Source organism: Rhodococcus sp. PML026, from assembly GCF_000963615.1.
GTDB lineage: Bacteria > Actinomycetota > Actinomycetes > Mycobacteriales > Mycobacteriaceae > Rhodococcoides > Rhodococcoides fascians.
This window is the reverse complement of record NZ_KQ031376.1, coordinates 704977-719890: the sequence shown is the minus strand read 5'-3', so window position 1 is coordinate 719890 and position 14914 is coordinate 704977. Positions and strand designations below refer to the sequence as shown.

Here is a 14914-nt window from a genome sequence, read left to right as displayed (position 1 = left end):
AGCGGGTTTGCCGTATTCGATTGATCAGCAACAGTTTTCATGCGCTAAGGAGCGGTGCAAACGAAGGTGCCTCGAGAGATGCTCGTGCAGAATGTAATTCGATATTCAACTGCTTTCCGGCTCTGGGAGACCGGCGGCCATTCGGCGGAATTCGTACGCATGCTCGGTATCGGCGTTGTGGCTCGAACGGCGGTGCCGACCTGGCCCGAGCGGACGTACGTGAGCGGCTCGAGTGCGCACCCCCTGCAGCGCACTCGAGCCGGGTGAACAATACCATTCGGCTTGTTTCAGTTACCCAACCGAATTTTCTGTCGGCTGCACGCGTCGTAGCGGACCGCAGGTGAGTCGAGTCGCATGTCGTTCGGGTGAAGTACTCTCTACTTGTACTACCTGTGGATATGCAGGGCGCTTGGGCTCGGAGGCACGGAGTAAATGGCACAACAGGAGCGCGCACGGCGGACCCGGGCGGCAATCGTCGAGGCAGCGGCGGCGGAATTCGCCAAGCGCGGATATGCGGCTGCGTCCGTCAACACCATCTTGGAAGGATCGAACGCCACCAAGGGGGCGATGTACTTCCATTTTCAGTCCAAGGAAGACCTGGCCCGAGCGGTGCTCGCGGCCGGACTCGACCGTTATGTCGCAATCTCCGAGAAATGGGCGGATTCGACCGCGCATCCCTTTTACGTCATCAAGGGAATCGTCGACGACATCGCGCAGAACTTTCAGAACGATGTGATCGTGCGTGCAGAATTCCGGCTGATCGTCGAGCCCGAGTTCTACGCGGAGGTGCACTCCGGTGGTGGCCGGGTGTGGGGCGCTCAGGGGTACGCGCAGGCCGAGAGAGCGCTGGCGATGGGAGACCTCAAGCCGCAGTTCGACGCGGCCAAGTTCGTGCGGGTACTCGCCGCGTCGATGGCGGGTCAGCGTTACATGTCGGATCTGGTGGCCGACAACGCAGATCTACGCGAGCGGTTCGAGGAGTCCGTCGAGATCGTGCTCCTTGCCATGGCGTCGGATAGTTGGTTGGCCGAGTTCGAACTTCACGGGTGGGAGCAGTTCGGCGAAAACGAGGCAAAAACTGCCTCTGACCTGCCGGTTTGAGATTTACAGCGAAAGTGTCCTAAGCTATCCCAGCTCCCAACGGAACGCCGTTGAGGGTAGCGTCGAAGCAATTCGGCGGGCCCCCTTCGTCTAGCGGCCTAGGACGCCGCCCTTTCAAGGCGGTAGCGCGGGTTCGAATCCCGTAGGGGGTACGCAGGAAAGCATCGGATTGACAATCCGATGTGCAGTACAGCATTCTTCATCTCGCTCCGGCGAGAAGCAGATTTGCAGTTCGGAGAGTTGGTGCGCTAGAAATAGCGCGGCAACAACAGCAAGGCCCTGTGGCGCAGTTGGTTAGCGCGCCGCCCTGTCACGGCGGAGGTCGCGGGTTCGAGTCCCGTCAGGGTCGCAGAATCGGTGTGAAAGCGCCGAAATTGCGATGGCATTGTTTCACCGGTGCCGCCCGGCCAGGTAGCTCAGTTGGTACGAGCGTCCGCCTGAAAAGCGGAAGGTCGCCGGTTCGATCCCGGCCCTGGCCACCACGGTTGTGATCGACAAGCACTGACAAAGCCCCTCTCGACTTCGGTCGAGAGGGGCTTTGTCGTCTGCGGAGTATTCATTGTCCCGTGACGGCGCTCGATTGCAACGTTAGGCTCGACAGGTGGATGTGATCGCTCGCGCGCAAGCCGATCTCGCACGTGGAGACACCAACGCCGCACGAAACGGGCTCCTCGACGCCTTGCCGCGCAACCCGTCGTCGCCGGCGGTTCTGGAACTGCTCGCGTACACATATCTCCTTCTCGGTGATCGTGCGGCGGCCGGTGCCGTGTGGTTTCTGACCGACAAGGCAGACGACGATCCGACGGCGTCGGCTGCGTTCGCGGCACTGCAGAAGCAGTACCGGTCGCCGCTGATGCTCGCCCGAGCGCTCCCCATCCATGCGCCCTCGGATTGGTATCCGGTGCGGGCTCAGATGCGCCTGGAGCGACTGGGAGCCGCAATCGCAGCCAATGGGCAGAGCTGGATCCCACCGCGCGATGTCGTGTATTTCGACGAGGACGGAGTCGACTCCGACGACTTCTATGCCGCGCGTACCGCCGACGAGGACGATGCCGACGACGGGTTGAAGACGTCTGGTTACCGCACCGTCCGGCAACGTGCGATCGCAGCAACCATTGTCCTTGCCATCGTTGCCACCTCTGCGTCGGTGGTGTTGGCACTCGTCTTCGGGTGATGGCGATTCTCGGAGGGGCGGTTCTCGAACGGGTCGCTCGAATCCGAGCGTAGAGTTCGTCGGAGGATATCGAGGCCGACGACCGAGGGCGACTTCATTTCATGGGCACAGCGAACGGCGCACCGTTACCGCGCGACGACAATTACGACGTCAATCTTGCCCAGGCGAGAGTGTTCGCGCGAGGACTGGCCGAACACATTCGGACGTGTTCGGCGGCCATCGAAATAGCGCAATCCAAAGCATTTCGGGCTCGCGCCGATCGTGCCGAATCTCGCGCGAGGCAATTCGAGTCCGAGGCATCCACTCTCCGCACCGAGCTCTACGAGATGTATCGGCACATCGACGCGATGACGGCTCGATTCCCGGAACTGCGGACCGACCCGGCAGTCCGCGGATAGCGAGCGCCCGAATCAGACTGCGGCGGAACCGGTGACCAAGCCGAACGTGGTCTCGGCTCCACGCCGGCCCAGCGCCGAACCCCACACCGAGTACACCGCGTCAGTCGTCGTGGACTGCTCGACGTCGCGCCCCTCGGCGACAGTGATCAGCGTGCGGGAGAGCTCGAACAGACTTACCCGGTGATTCTTCGCCGTGGTGAACAACTCGTCGATGGCGTCGGCCACCGAGCCGCCGTGGATCCCGATGAGCACTCCGGTCGCGATGTCGACGTCGGTACGAGAGGCGGGTGAATCGGGCAGTCTGTCGGTCATCTTTTTCCTCGAGATGGTGTTGTCGGTGCGGATGACCGAGTGGATTCTGCGTCGAGCGGGCTTCACTGTCTCACACCGACATGACTTTTCATACAGTCGGTTTCGCGCGGACGTGCATGCGCTCGCCCTGAGGTCCGAACAGGCTCAGCAGCTCGACCGGTCGGTTACCGACAGCGCCGAACCAGTGCGGTACCCGGGTGTCGAATTCGGCGGCCTCACCGGCCTTCATCGTCAGATCGTGTTCGCCGAGAATAAGTCTCAGGGTGCCGTCGAGAACGTAGAACCACTCGTACCCCTCGTGCACCCGCGGGCGCGGCTCCTTGTCGTCCGGACGAATCAGCAGTTTGAAGGCCTGCAGTCCGCCGGGGCGGAGCGTCAGCGGAAGGATGGTGACGTTCTCGCGCACGGTGGCTGTGGTGCGTACCCGGGGATCGGCGACGGGGGGAGTCGTCACCAGATCGTCGAGCGCCATCTGATGCGCGCGGGCGATCGGCCACAGCAGTTCGAGACTGGGTTTGCGGTCACCGGATTCGAGCCGTGAGAGCGTGCTGATCGAAATTCCGGTGGTGTCGGACAGCGCGGCGAGGGTGGTGTTCTTTTCCATCCGGATGCGCTTGAGGCGGGGGCCGAGGCCGGCGATGAGCTCGTCGAGGGTGGTTTCTGCGTCCGTCATCGATCCATTGCAGTTTCGGCAAACGAATTTGTCAAGTCGCCCCATGTGGCGCGCGGGAATGCAGAGGCGAAAACAGCCCGGAGGCGACGGCGGGAAGCTCATACTCGGTTCATGATCGCTCGTCCGGGGCACCCGCAACGTACCGGCGTGGTCCGCGATGCCTACGGCAGTTCCGCGTCCGAGGCCTTCATGGTGGTGGCCATTGCCACGATTCTGGTCACCAGGGCGTATTTGGAACTCACTCACTACCCGCAGGTCGGTGGCAAGTCGCTGCACATCGCGCACGCCCTGTACGGCGGGGCGGCGATGATGCTGGCTCTGCTGATCGGGTGGATGTTCATCGGGTTCGGCGTTCGGGTCTTCACCGTGGTGCTCGGCGGAATCGGGTTCGGGTTGTTTCTCGACGAGGTCGGCAAGTTCGTCACCAAGGACAACGATTACTTCTACGGCCCGTCGTCGGAGATCATGTACGTCCTGGTGGTGCTGCTGTTGGTGTTCAGCAGGATCGTGCGGGAGTTCCGCAGGCCGTCGCGGGACGAGTCGCTGGCGAATGCGGCCGCGATCGCCGCGGATGGCGTCGCGCACGGTCTTCCCGAGCATCGGCGCGACTGGGCGCTGCGGATGGTTGCGCGAGCGGAGTCGGACGGAGCCGACCCGGACACCGTAGCCGGAATCAGATTGTTGCTCGGCACCTGCCGCCGGTCGACATCGCGTACCCACTCGATGCGCCAGTTCGTTCCACGGCTGATTCCCGCGTTCTTCACCAGTCCCCGTTGGGTTCCCGTCGTCGGCTGGGGACTGGTCCTGATCTCCGGGGCGGGAGTCGTGTTCGGGATCGTCGAGCTCGTCCTGGGTGACCTGCTCATCGATCGCCGAGACCTGACGATCGACGTCGACAGGATGGGCATCGCCAGCGGCATCCTGTTCGTCAGTGCCTGCATCACTTTCGCCACGGCGCTGCCGGCGATGCTGCGGTTGCGAACGGACGGTCCCGTGTGGCCGTTGCGCACTCTCCGCGTGTCCGCACTGGTGTTCACGTTGCTCAACGCGCTCGTGGATTTCGCCCAGGAGGGGTTCGCTGCGCTGGGAAATGTAGCGGTCGGTCTGTTCGCGCTCGCGGTCATCTCGCACCGCATCACCGTCCGAGCCGACGAAATAGCCGGTACTACGGAATCGGTTGCGCTGCAGGAGGATCGAGACTCCGATTGCTCTCGAACCGTCGAACCACGCCGCTGAGCGGATCGACGAACTCGATGGAGCGAGCAAGTAGGCGGAGCGGATCGGAGTAGTCGTCGTCGGCGACCTCGCGGAACGACGGATAGAAGTTGTCGCCCACGATCGGGATTCCCAACGAGCACAGATGAACCCGAAGTTGATGCGTCTTCCCCGTGCGCGGGTGCAGCCGATATCGACCGTACGACCCGAGAGTGTCGACCAGTTCGATGCGTGTCTCGGCATTGGGCTCGCCCGGTACCTCCCGTGCCTGAAGAACGCCGCGTTCCTTGACGATTCGACTGTGCACTGTCAGTGGGAAGTCGACATTCTGGGACAGTGGGGCAATTGCCTCGTACTGCTTGGTGACCGTGCGCTGAGCGAACATCTCCTGATACGGCCGGCGCGCCTGCCGCTGCACGGTGAACACCAGGACACCCGCGGTGAGTCGATCCAGTCGGTGAGCAGGGCTCAACTCGGGGAGATCGAATTGTCGTCGCAGCAGAACCAACGCCGAGCGTGCGATGTACGCGCCTCGCGGCGTCGTGGCGAGGAAGTGCGGCTTGTCCACCACGAGCAGGTTCTCGTCGCGGTGCAGCACATCGAGGGAGAACGGCACGGCCGATTCCACCGGCGGGTCACGGTAGAGGTAGATGTCCGCACGCGGGCCGGCGATCGTCGACGGGTCGATCGGTACGCCCGCTGCATCGACGACCTCCCCGCCGGACACCTTCTCGGTCAGCCTGGCCGCATCATGCGGGAAGCGGGCACACAGATATTCGAGCACCGTTGCGCCGGTCGCGACGTCGGGCATCCGCACCCTGGTGGGGTCGAGGCCGTCGCGCAACGGAAGTGGGGCGGCAGGCATGCAACGACTGTAATCGGTGCACGCATGGAAACACCCCGGTCGGAATTCCCGACCGGGGTGTGGACTGCGGTGACGCGCCGTGCCGGCCCGACCTAGATGGTGACGACCATCTTGCCGGTGTTCTCGCCCTTCATCAGTCCGATGAAGGCGGCCGGGGCATTGTCGAGGCCTTCGACGATCGTTTCGTCGAATTCGATTGCGCCGCTGGCGAGCCAATCCGTCATCTTCGCGCGGAATTCCTCGGTGAGGTGCGCGTACGAGCCGACGATGAATCCCTTCAACGTCAGCTCCTTGCCGATGGCGAGGGCGAGGTTGCGCGGGGCCGGGGTCGGTTCGGTCGAGTTGTACTGAGCGATGGCTCCGCACATGGCGATTCGGCCGTGCTTGTTCATCGACCCGATAGCAGCTTCGAGATGGTCACCGCCGACGTTGTCGAAGTACACGTCGATGCCGTCGGGAGCTGCCTGTCGGAGCTGTTCGGCGACAGGGCCGTCGTGGTAGTCGAATGCCGCGTCGAACCCGAGCTCGAGCAAGCGCGCAACCTTGGCGGGGGATCCGGCGCTACCGATGACGCGAGATGCGCCGAGCGCCTTGGCGATCTGTCCGACGAGCGAGCCGACGGCTCCGGCGGCGCCGGAGACGAACACGACGTCGCCCTTCTGGAACGACGCCACGGCCGTCAGGCCCGCATACGCTGTGGTGCCGGTCATTCCGAGTGCGCTCAGGTATGCCGATGCCTTGGCTGCGCCGAGGTCGACCTTGCTGGCTCCCTGTGCCGGGACGATGGCGAGATCGCGCCATCCCTTGCCGTGCACAACAGCGTCGCCGACTGCGAAACCGTCGGCCTTGGACTCGACGACCTCGCCCACGGCACCGCCGTCGAGCGGCGCATCGATCTGGAACGGCGGGACGTACGACTTCACGTCGTTCATCCGGCCACGCATGTACGGATCCACCGACATCACGATGTTGCGAACGAGGATCTGCCCGTCCTGCAGTTCGGGGAGGTCGACGACCTCCGCGCGAAAGTTGTCTTCGGTCGGCCAGCCTTCTGGGCGGGACGCGAGGTGAATTTCGTGTGCCTTCATGGTGTTTCCTCTTACTCGTCTTCGGTGACGGTGACGGTGACGTCGATGTTGCCGCGGGTGGCGTTGGAGTACGGGCAGACCTGATGTGCCTTGTCGGCCAGTGCCTGTGCGTTCTCGCGGCTGAGGTTCGGCAGAGTCACCTCGAGGGTGACTGCGAGCTGGAAGCCGCCTTGGTCGTTCGGGCCGATGTCGACGCGAGCGCCGACAGCCGAGTCGGTGACGTCGGCCTTGTCCTGACGCGCCACCATCTGCAGTGCGGAGTGGAAGCACGCGGCGTAGCCGGCTGCGAACAGCTGCTCGGGGTTGGTGCCGTTTCCGCTGCCGCCCATGGCCTCCGGGATGGCGAGATCGAGGTCGAGACGTCCGTCGGAGGTGCGGGCGTGGCCGTTACGGCCTTCGCCGGTGGCGAGTGCCTCTGCGGTGTAGATGGTTTTCATGATTCTCCTTCTGTCGTGCTCGAATCGGTGTGATGCAAAGCGCTCGTCAACGCGTCGAGCGATTCCTTGAGCTTGACGAGATCGCCGACGTCCATGCCGGTCTTCTCGGCCAGCTTGCGCGGGATGTCGAGTGCCTCAGCGCGTAAGTCGCTTCCGGTCTCGGTGAGATGGATCTCGACGCGGCGCTCGTCGCTGCTCAGGCGTCGACGCTCGATGAAGCCGAGCCCTTCGAGTCGCTTGAGCATCGGCGAGAGCGTGCCGGTGTCGAGATCGAGTTCGGCACAGATGTCCTTGACGCCGCGCCCGTCCTTCTCCCACAGCACCAGCAGAACCAGGTACTGCGGGTACGTGACGCCCAACTTGTCGAGCATCGGGCGATACACCGCGGTGGTAGCCCGCGAAGCGGAGTACAGCGCGAAGCACACCTGACGATCGAGTGCGAGTTCGTTGGTCACGAGAAGAACAGTAGTGCACGTTTAAGTTGTGCGCAACCTATCCGCCCGATGTGAGTGGAACTTCGTAGCCTGCTACGAAGTGCCACTCACATGGGGGTCAGCTTTGCAGAGCGTTTCTCAGGCCGTCGAGCACGATGGTCGCCGCCGTGGGGCCGGCGTTGAGGTACCACGGGTCGTCGTCGACGCGCACGATGTGGTTCTGCGTTGCCGCGCTCATCCCGGTCCACAATGGATTGGTGGTGTACGACGCAGCGCTCGAATCGGCTTCCGCGTCCTGGCTGGAGACGAATACCCAGTCGGCGTTCGCCAACTGGATCTCTTCCTCGCTGAAGTCCTGCGAGGTCTTGTCGAATTGCTGGCTGGGCGGGCGCGCCAGCCCAGCGTCCGAGGCGATGAATCCAGCGAACGACGCGACGCCGAACACGCGTGCCCGGTCTGCGGTGAAGCGGACGAACGACACCGTCGGAGCGCCCCCGGATCCGCCGCCGTTGGAGACCGAATCACCCAGTGCGCGAGCGTCGGACGCGAATGTGTCCAGGAACCCTTGCGCCTGCTCGGTGCGTCCCAGTGCATCCGCGAGAAGAAGGAAGTCCTGCTTCCAGTTCACGCCGGTGCCCTCGGTCAATACGGTCGGCGCGATGGCCGACAGCGTCGGGTAGATGTCTTCCGAGCCGGTCTTGTTGGCCAGGATGAGGTCGGGTTCGGCGGCGGCGACGGCCTCGATGTCGACGCTCTGGCGGTTGCCCAGATCTGCCATCTGCGTCAGTTGGTCCGCGTACTGGGGGAACGAGAAGCTGATGTAGTCGGGCACCAGATCGGCTCCGTCGCCGTAGGCGGCACCGGTGGGGGTCACGCCCAGGGTCAATGCGGCGTCGAGCTGGCCGGTGGCGATCACCACGATCTTCTTCGGCTCGGCGGGGATGTCGGTGGATCCGCCGAAATGCCCGACGGTGCGCGGGAACTCGCCGTCGGCGGCACCCGAACCCATTCCGTCGGGAATGCCGGTGGGGCCCGGTGAGTCCGATGCGGCGTCGGTGTTGGAGGTGGGAGAGGTGGCGGTGCTCGGTGCCTGCTCGCCGCTGTCGCCGCACGCGACGGTGGTCAGAGCTGCGACTGCGACGAGGGCAGTGACGACGAGCAGACGTTTCACTTCGATCTCTTTCACCGAGCGGGCATGGATAGGTAACCCTAGCCTGGCGACCACGTGAGCGGAACTTCGTAGCAGGGGTCGTGTTCAGTCCGGGGACATATGAGACACGAGATGTCCACGGACATGTGACACACGGGCTGTGATGATGCTGCGGGGCACTGTGACCGGCTATGGAGTAATCCATGGCCAGATCGGATGCCCGGATGAACCTGCTCGACGCCACCTTGACCGCATGGATCATCGAGGGAGCCGACGTCTTCGACGAACGAGGCCTGTCAGGCTTCTGCGCCGACCACGGGCTCTCCCGCAGTACCGCCAACCGTCACGCCGCCCGGATCCGAGAACGGGGCCGGTGGGAACTCGACTCCCGCCGGCCCCGCTCGAGCCCGACACGCACCCCCGACACCATCGAAGCCCGCATCATCGCGCTCCGCGGCAAATTGGGCCGCGACAACGGTGCCGACAACATCCGCTACGAGCTGACCAAGATTGCCGCCGAACATGATTGGGCCGGCAAAGGCTGGAAGGTCCCGGCCCGATCGACCATCAACAACATCCTCACCCGCCACGGCCTGGTGACCCCGGAACCCAAGAAGCGACCCAAATCGTCCTACCGCCGGTTCCAATACGCCCGGCCCCGTGACTGCTATCAGATCGACGCCACCGAAGTCGTACTCTCCGGCGGCGGGAAAGCCACCGTCTTCGAAGTTCTCGACGACTGCACCCGCACCCTCGTCGCGACGTACGTCTGCCACGCCGAGACCACCGCCGGAGCCATCACCGCCATCGGCAGAGCGTTCACCGACTACGGAGTACCGGCAATCGTGTTGTCCGACAACGGAATGGCATTCTGCGCGACCGCGTCGAAGGGCCGCTCGAAGTTCGGCGCGTTCGTCACCGGGTCCGGTGCCAGGCTCATTCACTCGAGCCCGTACCACCCTCAGACCAACGGCAAAGTCGAACGCCACCACCGCACCTTCAAACAGTGGCTCACCGACCAACCCACCCGGCCCGCCACCACCGCCGAGTTGCAGACATCGTGCAACCGCTACCAGAAGTTCTACAACAACGACCGCCGCCACAGTGCCGTGAACATGCCCCCGCAGCAGGCATGGAACCGCGCTGCAACCCTGGGCGGCCCGCAGCACCTACCCACCCAGGTCGACGCCACAGTCGGCACCCACTCCGTCTCCGGCTCCGGCGTGATCTCCGTCGGCGACCACACGATCTCGGTCGGACGGCCCCACGCACACACTCGCGTGACCGTCCTGCGCGACGGCAACCACATCACCACCTACACGGCCAGCGGAGAAGTCCTCGGCCACTTGCACCTGAACACCGACAAGCGCTACCAAGGACAACTCCACCGCCCCGCAGCCTAGAATCGTGTCTCACATGTATCGAGACACCCGTGTCCCACATGTATCAAGACAGCACACGTAGCAGGGGTCGAAGTTCCGCTCACATGGGGTCAGCGCAGCGCTGCCGCGGCCAGGACCATGTTTCTCAACGACTGCTCGACCTCGGCCGGGCCTCGTGTCTTCAGTCCGCAGTCCGGATTGACCCAGAGCCGTTCGAGGGGAACTGCCTCGGCCGCCGCGCGGAGCGACTCGGTGATCTCGGCAACCGTCGGAACTCGCGGCGAATGGATGTCGTAGACACCGGGTCCCACGTCGAGTGCGAAGCCGACCGCAGTGAGGTCGTCGAGCACCTCCATGCGCGAGCGTGCGGCCTCGATGGACGTCACGTCGGCGTCCAGGGCGACGATGGCGTCGATGACCTCACCGAACTCGGAGTAGCACAGGTGCGTGTGGATCTGTGTCGCGTCGTCGACGCCGGACGTCGCGATCCGGAACGAGCGGACGGCCCAATCCAGATACGCTGCAGTGTCTTTCGAGCGCAGCGGTAGCAGTTCGCGGAGCGCGGGCTCGTCCACCTGGACGATGCGGATCCCCGCCGACTCCAGGTCGATCGTCTCGTCTCGAATCGCCGAGGCGATCTGAGCTGCCGACTCGGCCGCCGGGATGTCGTCTCGGACGAACGACCACGCGAGAATGGTCACCGGACCGGTCAGCATGCCCTTGACCGGTTTGTCGGTCAGTGACTGCGCGTACGTCGCCCATTCCACCGTCATCGGTGCCGGGCGGGAGACGTCGCCGTACAGGATCGGTGGTCGCACGCACCGTGACCCGTACGACTGCACCCAGCCGTTGGCGGTCACGACGAAACCGTCGAGTTGCTCGGCGAAGTACTGCACCATGTCGTTTCGTTCGGGCTCGCCGTGGACGAGCACGTCCAACCCCAGACGCTCCTGCAGTGCAACGACATCGGCGATCTCCGCGCGCATCTGCCGCACGTACTCCGGCTCGTCGACGGTGCCGCTGCGCAGCGCCGCCCGCGCGCGGCGGATCGTGCTCGTCTGTGGGAAGGAGCCGATGGTCGTCGTCGGCAGAACAGGGAGCGAGAGATGCTCGGCCTGCACGACGCGGCGGACGTCTCCTGGGCTGCGGTCACGGCCGGCAGCGCTGTTCACACGCGCACGGATTGTCGGATCGTGCAGTCGTGCATCGTGTCTCCGCGAATCCAGAGCCGCGCGGGCCGACTCGAATCGGCCCGACACGAATCGATCGGTTTCCCCGGCTGTTCCGCCCTGGAGTGCGCGCGCGAGCACCGAGACCTCGGTGATCTTCTCGTTCCCGAACGCCAGCCACGACCGCAGTGTCGGTTCGAGCTGAGGTTCGGCGTCCAACGAATAGGGAACGTGGAGCAGCGAGCACGACGACGACACCGCCACTGCGCGCGCATGTCTGCCGACCTCGTACAGTGTCTCGAGCGCGGCGTCGAGATCGGTGCGCCAGACATTGCGTCCGTCGACGACGCCGGCCACGACGAGCATCGTCGAGGTAGCGCGAGTAGCTGCAAGTTGCTCGGCCACACCAGGAACGGTCAGATCGACGGCCAGGCCCTCGATCCCGGTGGACGCCACTGCGGGCAGCGCGTCGCCCAGGTCGCCGAAGTAGGACGCCAGCAGAATGGCCGGGCGGGTCTGCGAGGCTGCGAGTTGCTCGAAGCATCGGGTCGCCGCTGCGACGGTCTCGTCGTCGAGATCGCGCACCAGCGCCGGTTCGTCGATCTGGACCCACTCGGCTCCGGCTGCGGCGAGGAGTTCGAGCAGACGGTCGTAGAGCGGTATCAGTTCGTCCACCCGTCCCAGCAGCGAATCGGAGGAGCCGACGGACTTGGACAGCAACAGGAAGGTGACCGGTCCGATGATCACCGGACGTGCCGGGATCCCCAGTGCACGAGCCTCGTTCACCTCGCCGAGCACCTTGTCCGGGTGCAGGGAGAACGTGGTCTCCGGCGAGATCTCGGGCACGAGGTAGTGGTAATTGGTGTCGAACCATTTGGTCATTTCGAGCGGGACGATGGTCTCGGTGCCGCGGGCGGCGGCGAAGTACCGATCGAGTTCACCTTCGACCGCCTCGACTCGCGGTGGCAACGCTCCGAGGAGGGCCGCAGTGTCGAGCATCTGGTCGTAGTACGAAAAGGTGTTCACCGGAACGGAATCGAGCCTGGCTGCGAGTGTGTGCCAATCGTTCTCGCGAAGATTCTTCGCGACCGATTCGAGGGCCTCGGCGTCGATCTTTCCGGCCCAATAGGATTCGACGGCTTTTTTCAGTTCTCGGTTGGGTCCGATGCGAGCCGAACCGAGCACGGTGGCGGTGAAATCGTTGTTCACAGTTGATCTCCAGGGTGACTACACGTGGGTGGTGCACCGTCTTCACGGGCGCGCAGATCCCGGTGAGCCCTGACTACAGCCGTACCAGGGTTACGCGCCCATTCCACGAGGCGGTGAACCGCTGCACACGGCGTGCACAGCACAGAGGGCAGGTATTCGGACTTGCAGGCGCGCGGACGAAGAGCCCACTCCTACTGGCCGTCGCTTCCCGAAGAGGCTTCTTCAGTGCGTGATGACGGCGGTCGTTCCTGCATACCGCTGCGGGACAGTCCCGGATTCTCACCGGGTTCCCTCTCGCGATGCGCCGTGACTGCACGCACCGCTCGACGCCGAGGTGAACTTCGGGGCTCCTCATGACCACCTGGCGAACCGACTGCAGGGACGAGCATAGATGCATCACGGGAGAGTCTGTTACGGTGCTCTTCATGCAGCGCACGTATTTCTGGTTTAGCAGGCCGGCCCCGGGTGGGTCAGCCAGCGACGCCATGCGCTGACCCTCCACCCCACGAGCCGGATACAGACCGGCTCGAAGTGCGCGTGGAGCATGCGGAGCCGGCCTGGGAACAGGAAACCCTCTCATGACGCTCTCCCTCGACACCCCGTCACTCGACGATCAGCGCACGATCAGCATCAGTCCGCTGGTCGCGCCGTCGGTCGTACGCCGCGAGCACGCGGTGGACGACGCGATCTCGGCGAGTGTTCGTACCGGACGCTCCGGTGTCGTCGACATTCTCGACGGCCGTGACGACCGACTGATCGTCGTGGTCGGCCCGTGTTCGGTGCACGACACCGACGCTGCCCTCGATTACGCCCGACGCCTCGCCGCCACGGCAGCCGAGCTGGGCGATCGACTGCACATCGTCATGCGGGTCTACTTCGAGAAGCCGCGGACGACGCTCGGCTGGAAGGGTCTGATCAACGATCCGCACCTCGACGGCAGCTTCGACATCAACGAAGGTCTTCGAGTGGGACGCCAGCTGCTGCTGGACATCTCGGCGCTCGGCCTGCCCGTCGGCTGCGAATTCCTCGACCCGATCACCCCGCAGTACATTGCGGACCTGGTCAGCTACGGTGCCATCGGAGCACGGACCGCAGCCAGCCAGGTGCACCGGCAGCTGTGCAGCGCCTTGTCGATGCCGGTCGGCATCAAGAACTCGACCGAAGGTGACATCCAGGTCGCCGTGGACGGAACCCGCGCCGCCGCGGCGAGCCACGTCTTCCCCGGAACCGATCTCGACGGCAAGGCGGCCTTGATCAGGACCGTCGGAAACCCCGATTGCCACGTCATCCTGCGCGGCGGCGTCGACGGACCGAACTACGACGCCGAGTCCGTGGCCGATACCGTTGCCCGCCTGCGTAAGTCGGGGTTGCCGGAGCGAGTTGTCATCGATGCCAGCCACGGCAACAGCCGTAAGGACCACAACAAGCAGGTGGACGTCGTCACCGACGTGGCCACCAGGGTCGCGGCCGGCGAGCACGGAATTGTCGGGCTGATGCTCGAGAGTTTCCTCGTCGCAGGGCGTCAGGACCTCGAAATCGGCCACCGCGACGAGCTCGTGTACGGCCAGTCCATCACCGATGCATGCCTCGACTGGGACACGACGGCAACGCAATTGGCCACTCTCGCGGCGGCCGTCGAGACGCGTCGGGCCTCGAACGCCGCGCGCTGACGCGTCGTGCGTTACCGAACCCCGCGCGGTCGAAATTGCACGCTGATGCGTGGGCCGACCGCGCGGGTCGATTTGGGAATTGCATGCTCCCAGGTCCGTTGACAGGACCCGCCCATCACCACCAGGTCGCCGTGACCGAGGGTGAATTTCAGAGAGGTCCCGCCGCCGCGGGGACGGAGCATGAGTTGTCTTGTAGCACCGAGCGATACGATCGCCACCATCGTGTCCTCGGTGGCGCTGCGGCCGATGTTGTCGCCGTGCCAGGCGACGCTGTCGGACCCGTCGCGGTAGTAACACAGTCCCGCGGTGGCGAACGACTCCCCGAGCTCGCTTCGGTAGTGGTCGTCCAGTGCATCGCGGGCCTCGTACAGTGCCGCATGCGGCCAGTGCTCCCGCTCGGCGTAGTACCGAACCAGGCGCGGCACATCGACCACGCGGTCGTACATCTGCCTGCGTTCGGCGCGCCAGTCGACGTCGGTGACCAGCGAATCGAAGAGGTCGCTGTCGGACAACCAGCCCGGCCGCACATCGACCCAGGCACCGAGCGTCAGCTCGCGGCGGGTGACGGACTGCAGCGACCCGACGCCACCGTCGTCGTCACCGAACAGCGAACCTTGCATCGCGAGCGACATGACTC

At 64.6% G+C, this 14914-nt stretch carries 15 protein-coding genes, 3 tRNA genes and 1 riboswitch; of the genes, 9 read left to right on the top strand and 9 right to left on the bottom strand.

All coding sequences use genetic code 11. From position 1 onward, the window contains the following. The first annotated feature begins 432 nt into the window (after nucleotides 1-432). From VF34_RS22985 to VF34_RS22960, 6 genes are all read left to right on the top strand, one after another. Nucleotides 433-1101: a TetR/AcrR family transcriptional regulator gene (locus VF34_RS22985; RefSeq protein WP_027495877.1), complete on the top strand. Its 669-nt coding sequence runs from the start codon at nucleotides 433-435 to the stop codon at nucleotides 1099-1101. Between the two features lie 79 nt (nucleotides 1102-1180). Continuing rightward, nucleotides 1181-1253 (top strand) — tRNA-Glu (locus tag VF34_RS22980). A 123-nt stretch (nucleotides 1254-1376) separates the two neighbouring features. Next, nucleotides 1377-1450: transfer RNA gene (locus VF34_RS22975), tRNA-Asp, on the top strand. A gap of 56 nt (nucleotides 1451-1506) precedes the next feature. Continuing rightward, nucleotides 1507-1583, top strand: a tRNA-Phe gene (locus VF34_RS22970). A 119-nt stretch (nucleotides 1584-1702) separates the two neighbouring features. Further along, a complete protein-coding gene (locus VF34_RS22965; protein ID WP_032373747.1) occupies nucleotides 1703-2275 on the top strand; it encodes a DUF6584 family protein in 573 nt (190 codons plus the stop codon). Nucleotides 2276-2376: 101 nt separating this feature from the next. Continuing rightward, entirely contained in the window at nucleotides 2377-2673 is a 297-nt protein-coding gene (locus VF34_RS22960; RefSeq protein WP_045842052.1) for a hypothetical protein, read from the top strand. A 12-nt stretch (nucleotides 2674-2685) separates the two neighbouring features. On the opposite strand, the gene VF34_RS22955 is transcribed toward VF34_RS22960, so the two are convergent. Together VF34_RS22955 and VF34_RS22950 are read right to left on the bottom strand one after the other, a co-directional pair. Continuing rightward, the gene (locus tag VF34_RS22955) at nucleotides 2686-2985 is read right to left on the bottom strand and encodes an ANTAR domain-containing protein (RefSeq protein ID WP_045842143.1); all 300 of its coding nucleotides are present in this window, start codon (nucleotides 2983-2985) and stop codon (nucleotides 2686-2688) included. A gap of 88 nt (nucleotides 2986-3073) precedes the next feature. Continuing rightward, nucleotides 3074-3658 carry a helix-turn-helix domain-containing protein gene (locus VF34_RS22950; RefSeq protein WP_045842051.1) on the bottom strand — a complete coding sequence of 195 codons (585 nt, stop codon included), beginning with the start codon at nucleotides 3656-3658 and terminating at the stop codon, nucleotides 3074-3076. 111 nt (nucleotides 3659-3769) lie between these two features. Between VF34_RS22950 and VF34_RS22945 the strand changes: the two genes are divergently transcribed. Next, nucleotides 3770-4894, top strand: a complete 1125-nt coding sequence (locus VF34_RS22945) for a hypothetical protein (protein WP_230593516.1) — start codon at nucleotides 3770-3772, stop codon at nucleotides 4892-4894. On the opposite strand, the gene VF34_RS22940 is transcribed toward VF34_RS22945, so the two are convergent. From VF34_RS22940 to VF34_RS22920, 5 genes are all read right to left on the bottom strand, one after another. Beyond that, on the bottom strand, nucleotides 4824-5738 hold the full coding sequence (locus VF34_RS22940; protein WP_045842050.1) for a pseudouridine synthase: 915 nt from the start codon (nucleotides 5736-5738) through the stop codon (nucleotides 4824-4826). The two genes, VF34_RS22945 and VF34_RS22940, sit on opposite strands and share 71 nt — an antisense overlap. 92 nt (nucleotides 5739-5830) lie before the next feature. Next, complete coding sequence (locus tag VF34_RS22935; protein ID WP_032365871.1) at nucleotides 5831-6826, bottom strand: NADP-dependent oxidoreductase; 996 nt, start codon at nucleotides 6824-6826, stop codon at nucleotides 5831-5833. An 11-nt stretch (nucleotides 6827-6837) separates the two neighbouring features. Beyond that, complete coding sequence (locus tag VF34_RS22930) at nucleotides 6838-7263, bottom strand: organic hydroperoxide resistance protein (RefSeq protein ID WP_032365872.1); 426 nt, start codon at nucleotides 7261-7263, stop codon at nucleotides 6838-6840. Further along, nucleotides 7260-7718 carry a MarR family winged helix-turn-helix transcriptional regulator gene (locus tag VF34_RS22925; protein WP_032373743.1) on the bottom strand — a complete coding sequence of 153 codons (459 nt, stop codon included), beginning with the start codon at nucleotides 7716-7718 and terminating at the stop codon, nucleotides 7260-7262. Before VF34_RS22925 ends, VF34_RS22930 begins: the two co-directional genes overlap by 4 nt. A gap of 97 nt (nucleotides 7719-7815) precedes the next feature. Then, nucleotides 7816-8868, bottom strand: a complete 1053-nt coding sequence (locus tag VF34_RS22920) for an iron-siderophore ABC transporter substrate-binding protein (protein WP_032373769.1) — start codon at nucleotides 8866-8868, stop codon at nucleotides 7816-7818. A gap of 182 nt (nucleotides 8869-9050) precedes the next feature. Between VF34_RS22920 and VF34_RS22915 the strand changes: the two genes are divergently transcribed. Beyond that, nucleotides 9051-10250 carry a DDE-type integrase/transposase/recombinase gene (locus VF34_RS22915; protein ID WP_231578261.1) on the top strand — a complete coding sequence of 400 codons (1200 nt, stop codon included), beginning with the start codon at nucleotides 9051-9053 and terminating at the stop codon, nucleotides 10248-10250. Between the two features lie 89 nt (nucleotides 10251-10339). Here VF34_RS22915 and metE read toward each other — a convergent pair whose 3' ends face one another. Continuing rightward, nucleotides 10340-12607 (bottom strand): 5-methyltetrahydropteroyltriglutamate--homocysteine S-methyltransferase, encoded by a 2268-nt coding sequence (gene metE / locus VF34_RS22910; RefSeq protein WP_032372965.1) that lies wholly within the window; start codon nucleotides 12605-12607, stop codon nucleotides 10340-10342. Between the two features lie 130 nt (nucleotides 12608-12737). Beyond that, a riboswitch (cobalamin riboswitch) is annotated at nucleotides 12738-12947 on the bottom strand. A gap of 238 nt (nucleotides 12948-13185) precedes the next feature. Between metE and VF34_RS22905 the strand changes: the two genes are divergently transcribed. Further along, on the top strand, nucleotides 13186-14277 hold the full coding sequence (locus tag VF34_RS22905; RefSeq protein WP_032372964.1) for a 3-deoxy-7-phosphoheptulonate synthase: 1092 nt from the start codon (nucleotides 13186-13188) through the stop codon (nucleotides 14275-14277). Between the two features lie 11 nt (nucleotides 14278-14288). Here the strand turns inward: VF34_RS22905 and VF34_RS22900 are convergent, their stop codons facing one another. After that, the gene (locus VF34_RS22900) at nucleotides 14289-14909 is read right to left on the bottom strand and encodes an alpha-ketoglutarate-dependent dioxygenase AlkB (RefSeq protein ID WP_027495887.1); all 621 of its coding nucleotides are present in this window, start codon (nucleotides 14907-14909) and stop codon (nucleotides 14289-14291) included. Nucleotides 14910-14914 lie beyond the last annotated feature (5 nt).

Bases quoted from the DNA above. Each gene is read 5' to 3' on its own strand.
- VF34_RS22985 (WP_027495877.1), top strand. From the start codon at position 433: ATGGCACAACAGGAGCGCGCACGGCGGACCCGGGCGGCAATCGTCGAG.
- VF34_RS22960 (WP_045842052.1), top strand. From the start codon at position 2,377: ATGGGCACAGCGAACGGCGCACCGTTACCGCGCGACGACAATTACGAC.
- VF34_RS22955 (WP_045842143.1), bottom strand. From the start codon at position 2,985: ATGACCGACAGACTGCCCGATTCACCCGCCTCTCGTACCGACGTCGAC.
- VF34_RS22950 (WP_045842051.1), bottom strand. From the start codon at position 3,658: ATGACGGACGCAGAAACCACCCTCGACGAGCTCATCGCCGGCCTCGGC.
- VF34_RS22945 (WP_230593516.1), top strand. From the start codon at position 3,770: ATGATCGCTCGTCCGGGGCACCCGCAACGTACCGGCGTGGTCCGCGAT.
- VF34_RS22940 (WP_045842050.1), bottom strand. From the start codon at position 5,738: ATGCCTGCCGCCCCACTTCCGTTGCGCGACGGCCTCGACCCCACCAGG.
- VF34_RS22935 (WP_032365871.1), bottom strand. From the start codon at position 6,826: ATGAAGGCACACGAAATTCACCTCGCGTCCCGCCCAGAAGGCTGGCCG.
- VF34_RS22930 (WP_032365872.1), bottom strand. From the start codon at position 7,263: ATGAAAACCATCTACACCGCAGAGGCACTCGCCACCGGCGAAGGCCGT.
- VF34_RS22915 (WP_231578261.1), top strand. From the start codon at position 9,051: ATGGCCAGATCGGATGCCCGGATGAACCTGCTCGACGCCACCTTGACC.
- VF34_RS22905 (WP_032372964.1), top strand. From the start codon at position 13,186: ATGACGCTCTCCCTCGACACCCCGTCACTCGACGATCAGCGCACGATC.
- VF34_RS22900 (WP_027495887.1), bottom strand. From the start codon at position 14,909: ATGTCGCTCGCGATGCAAGGTTCGCTGTTCGGTGACGACGACGGTGGC.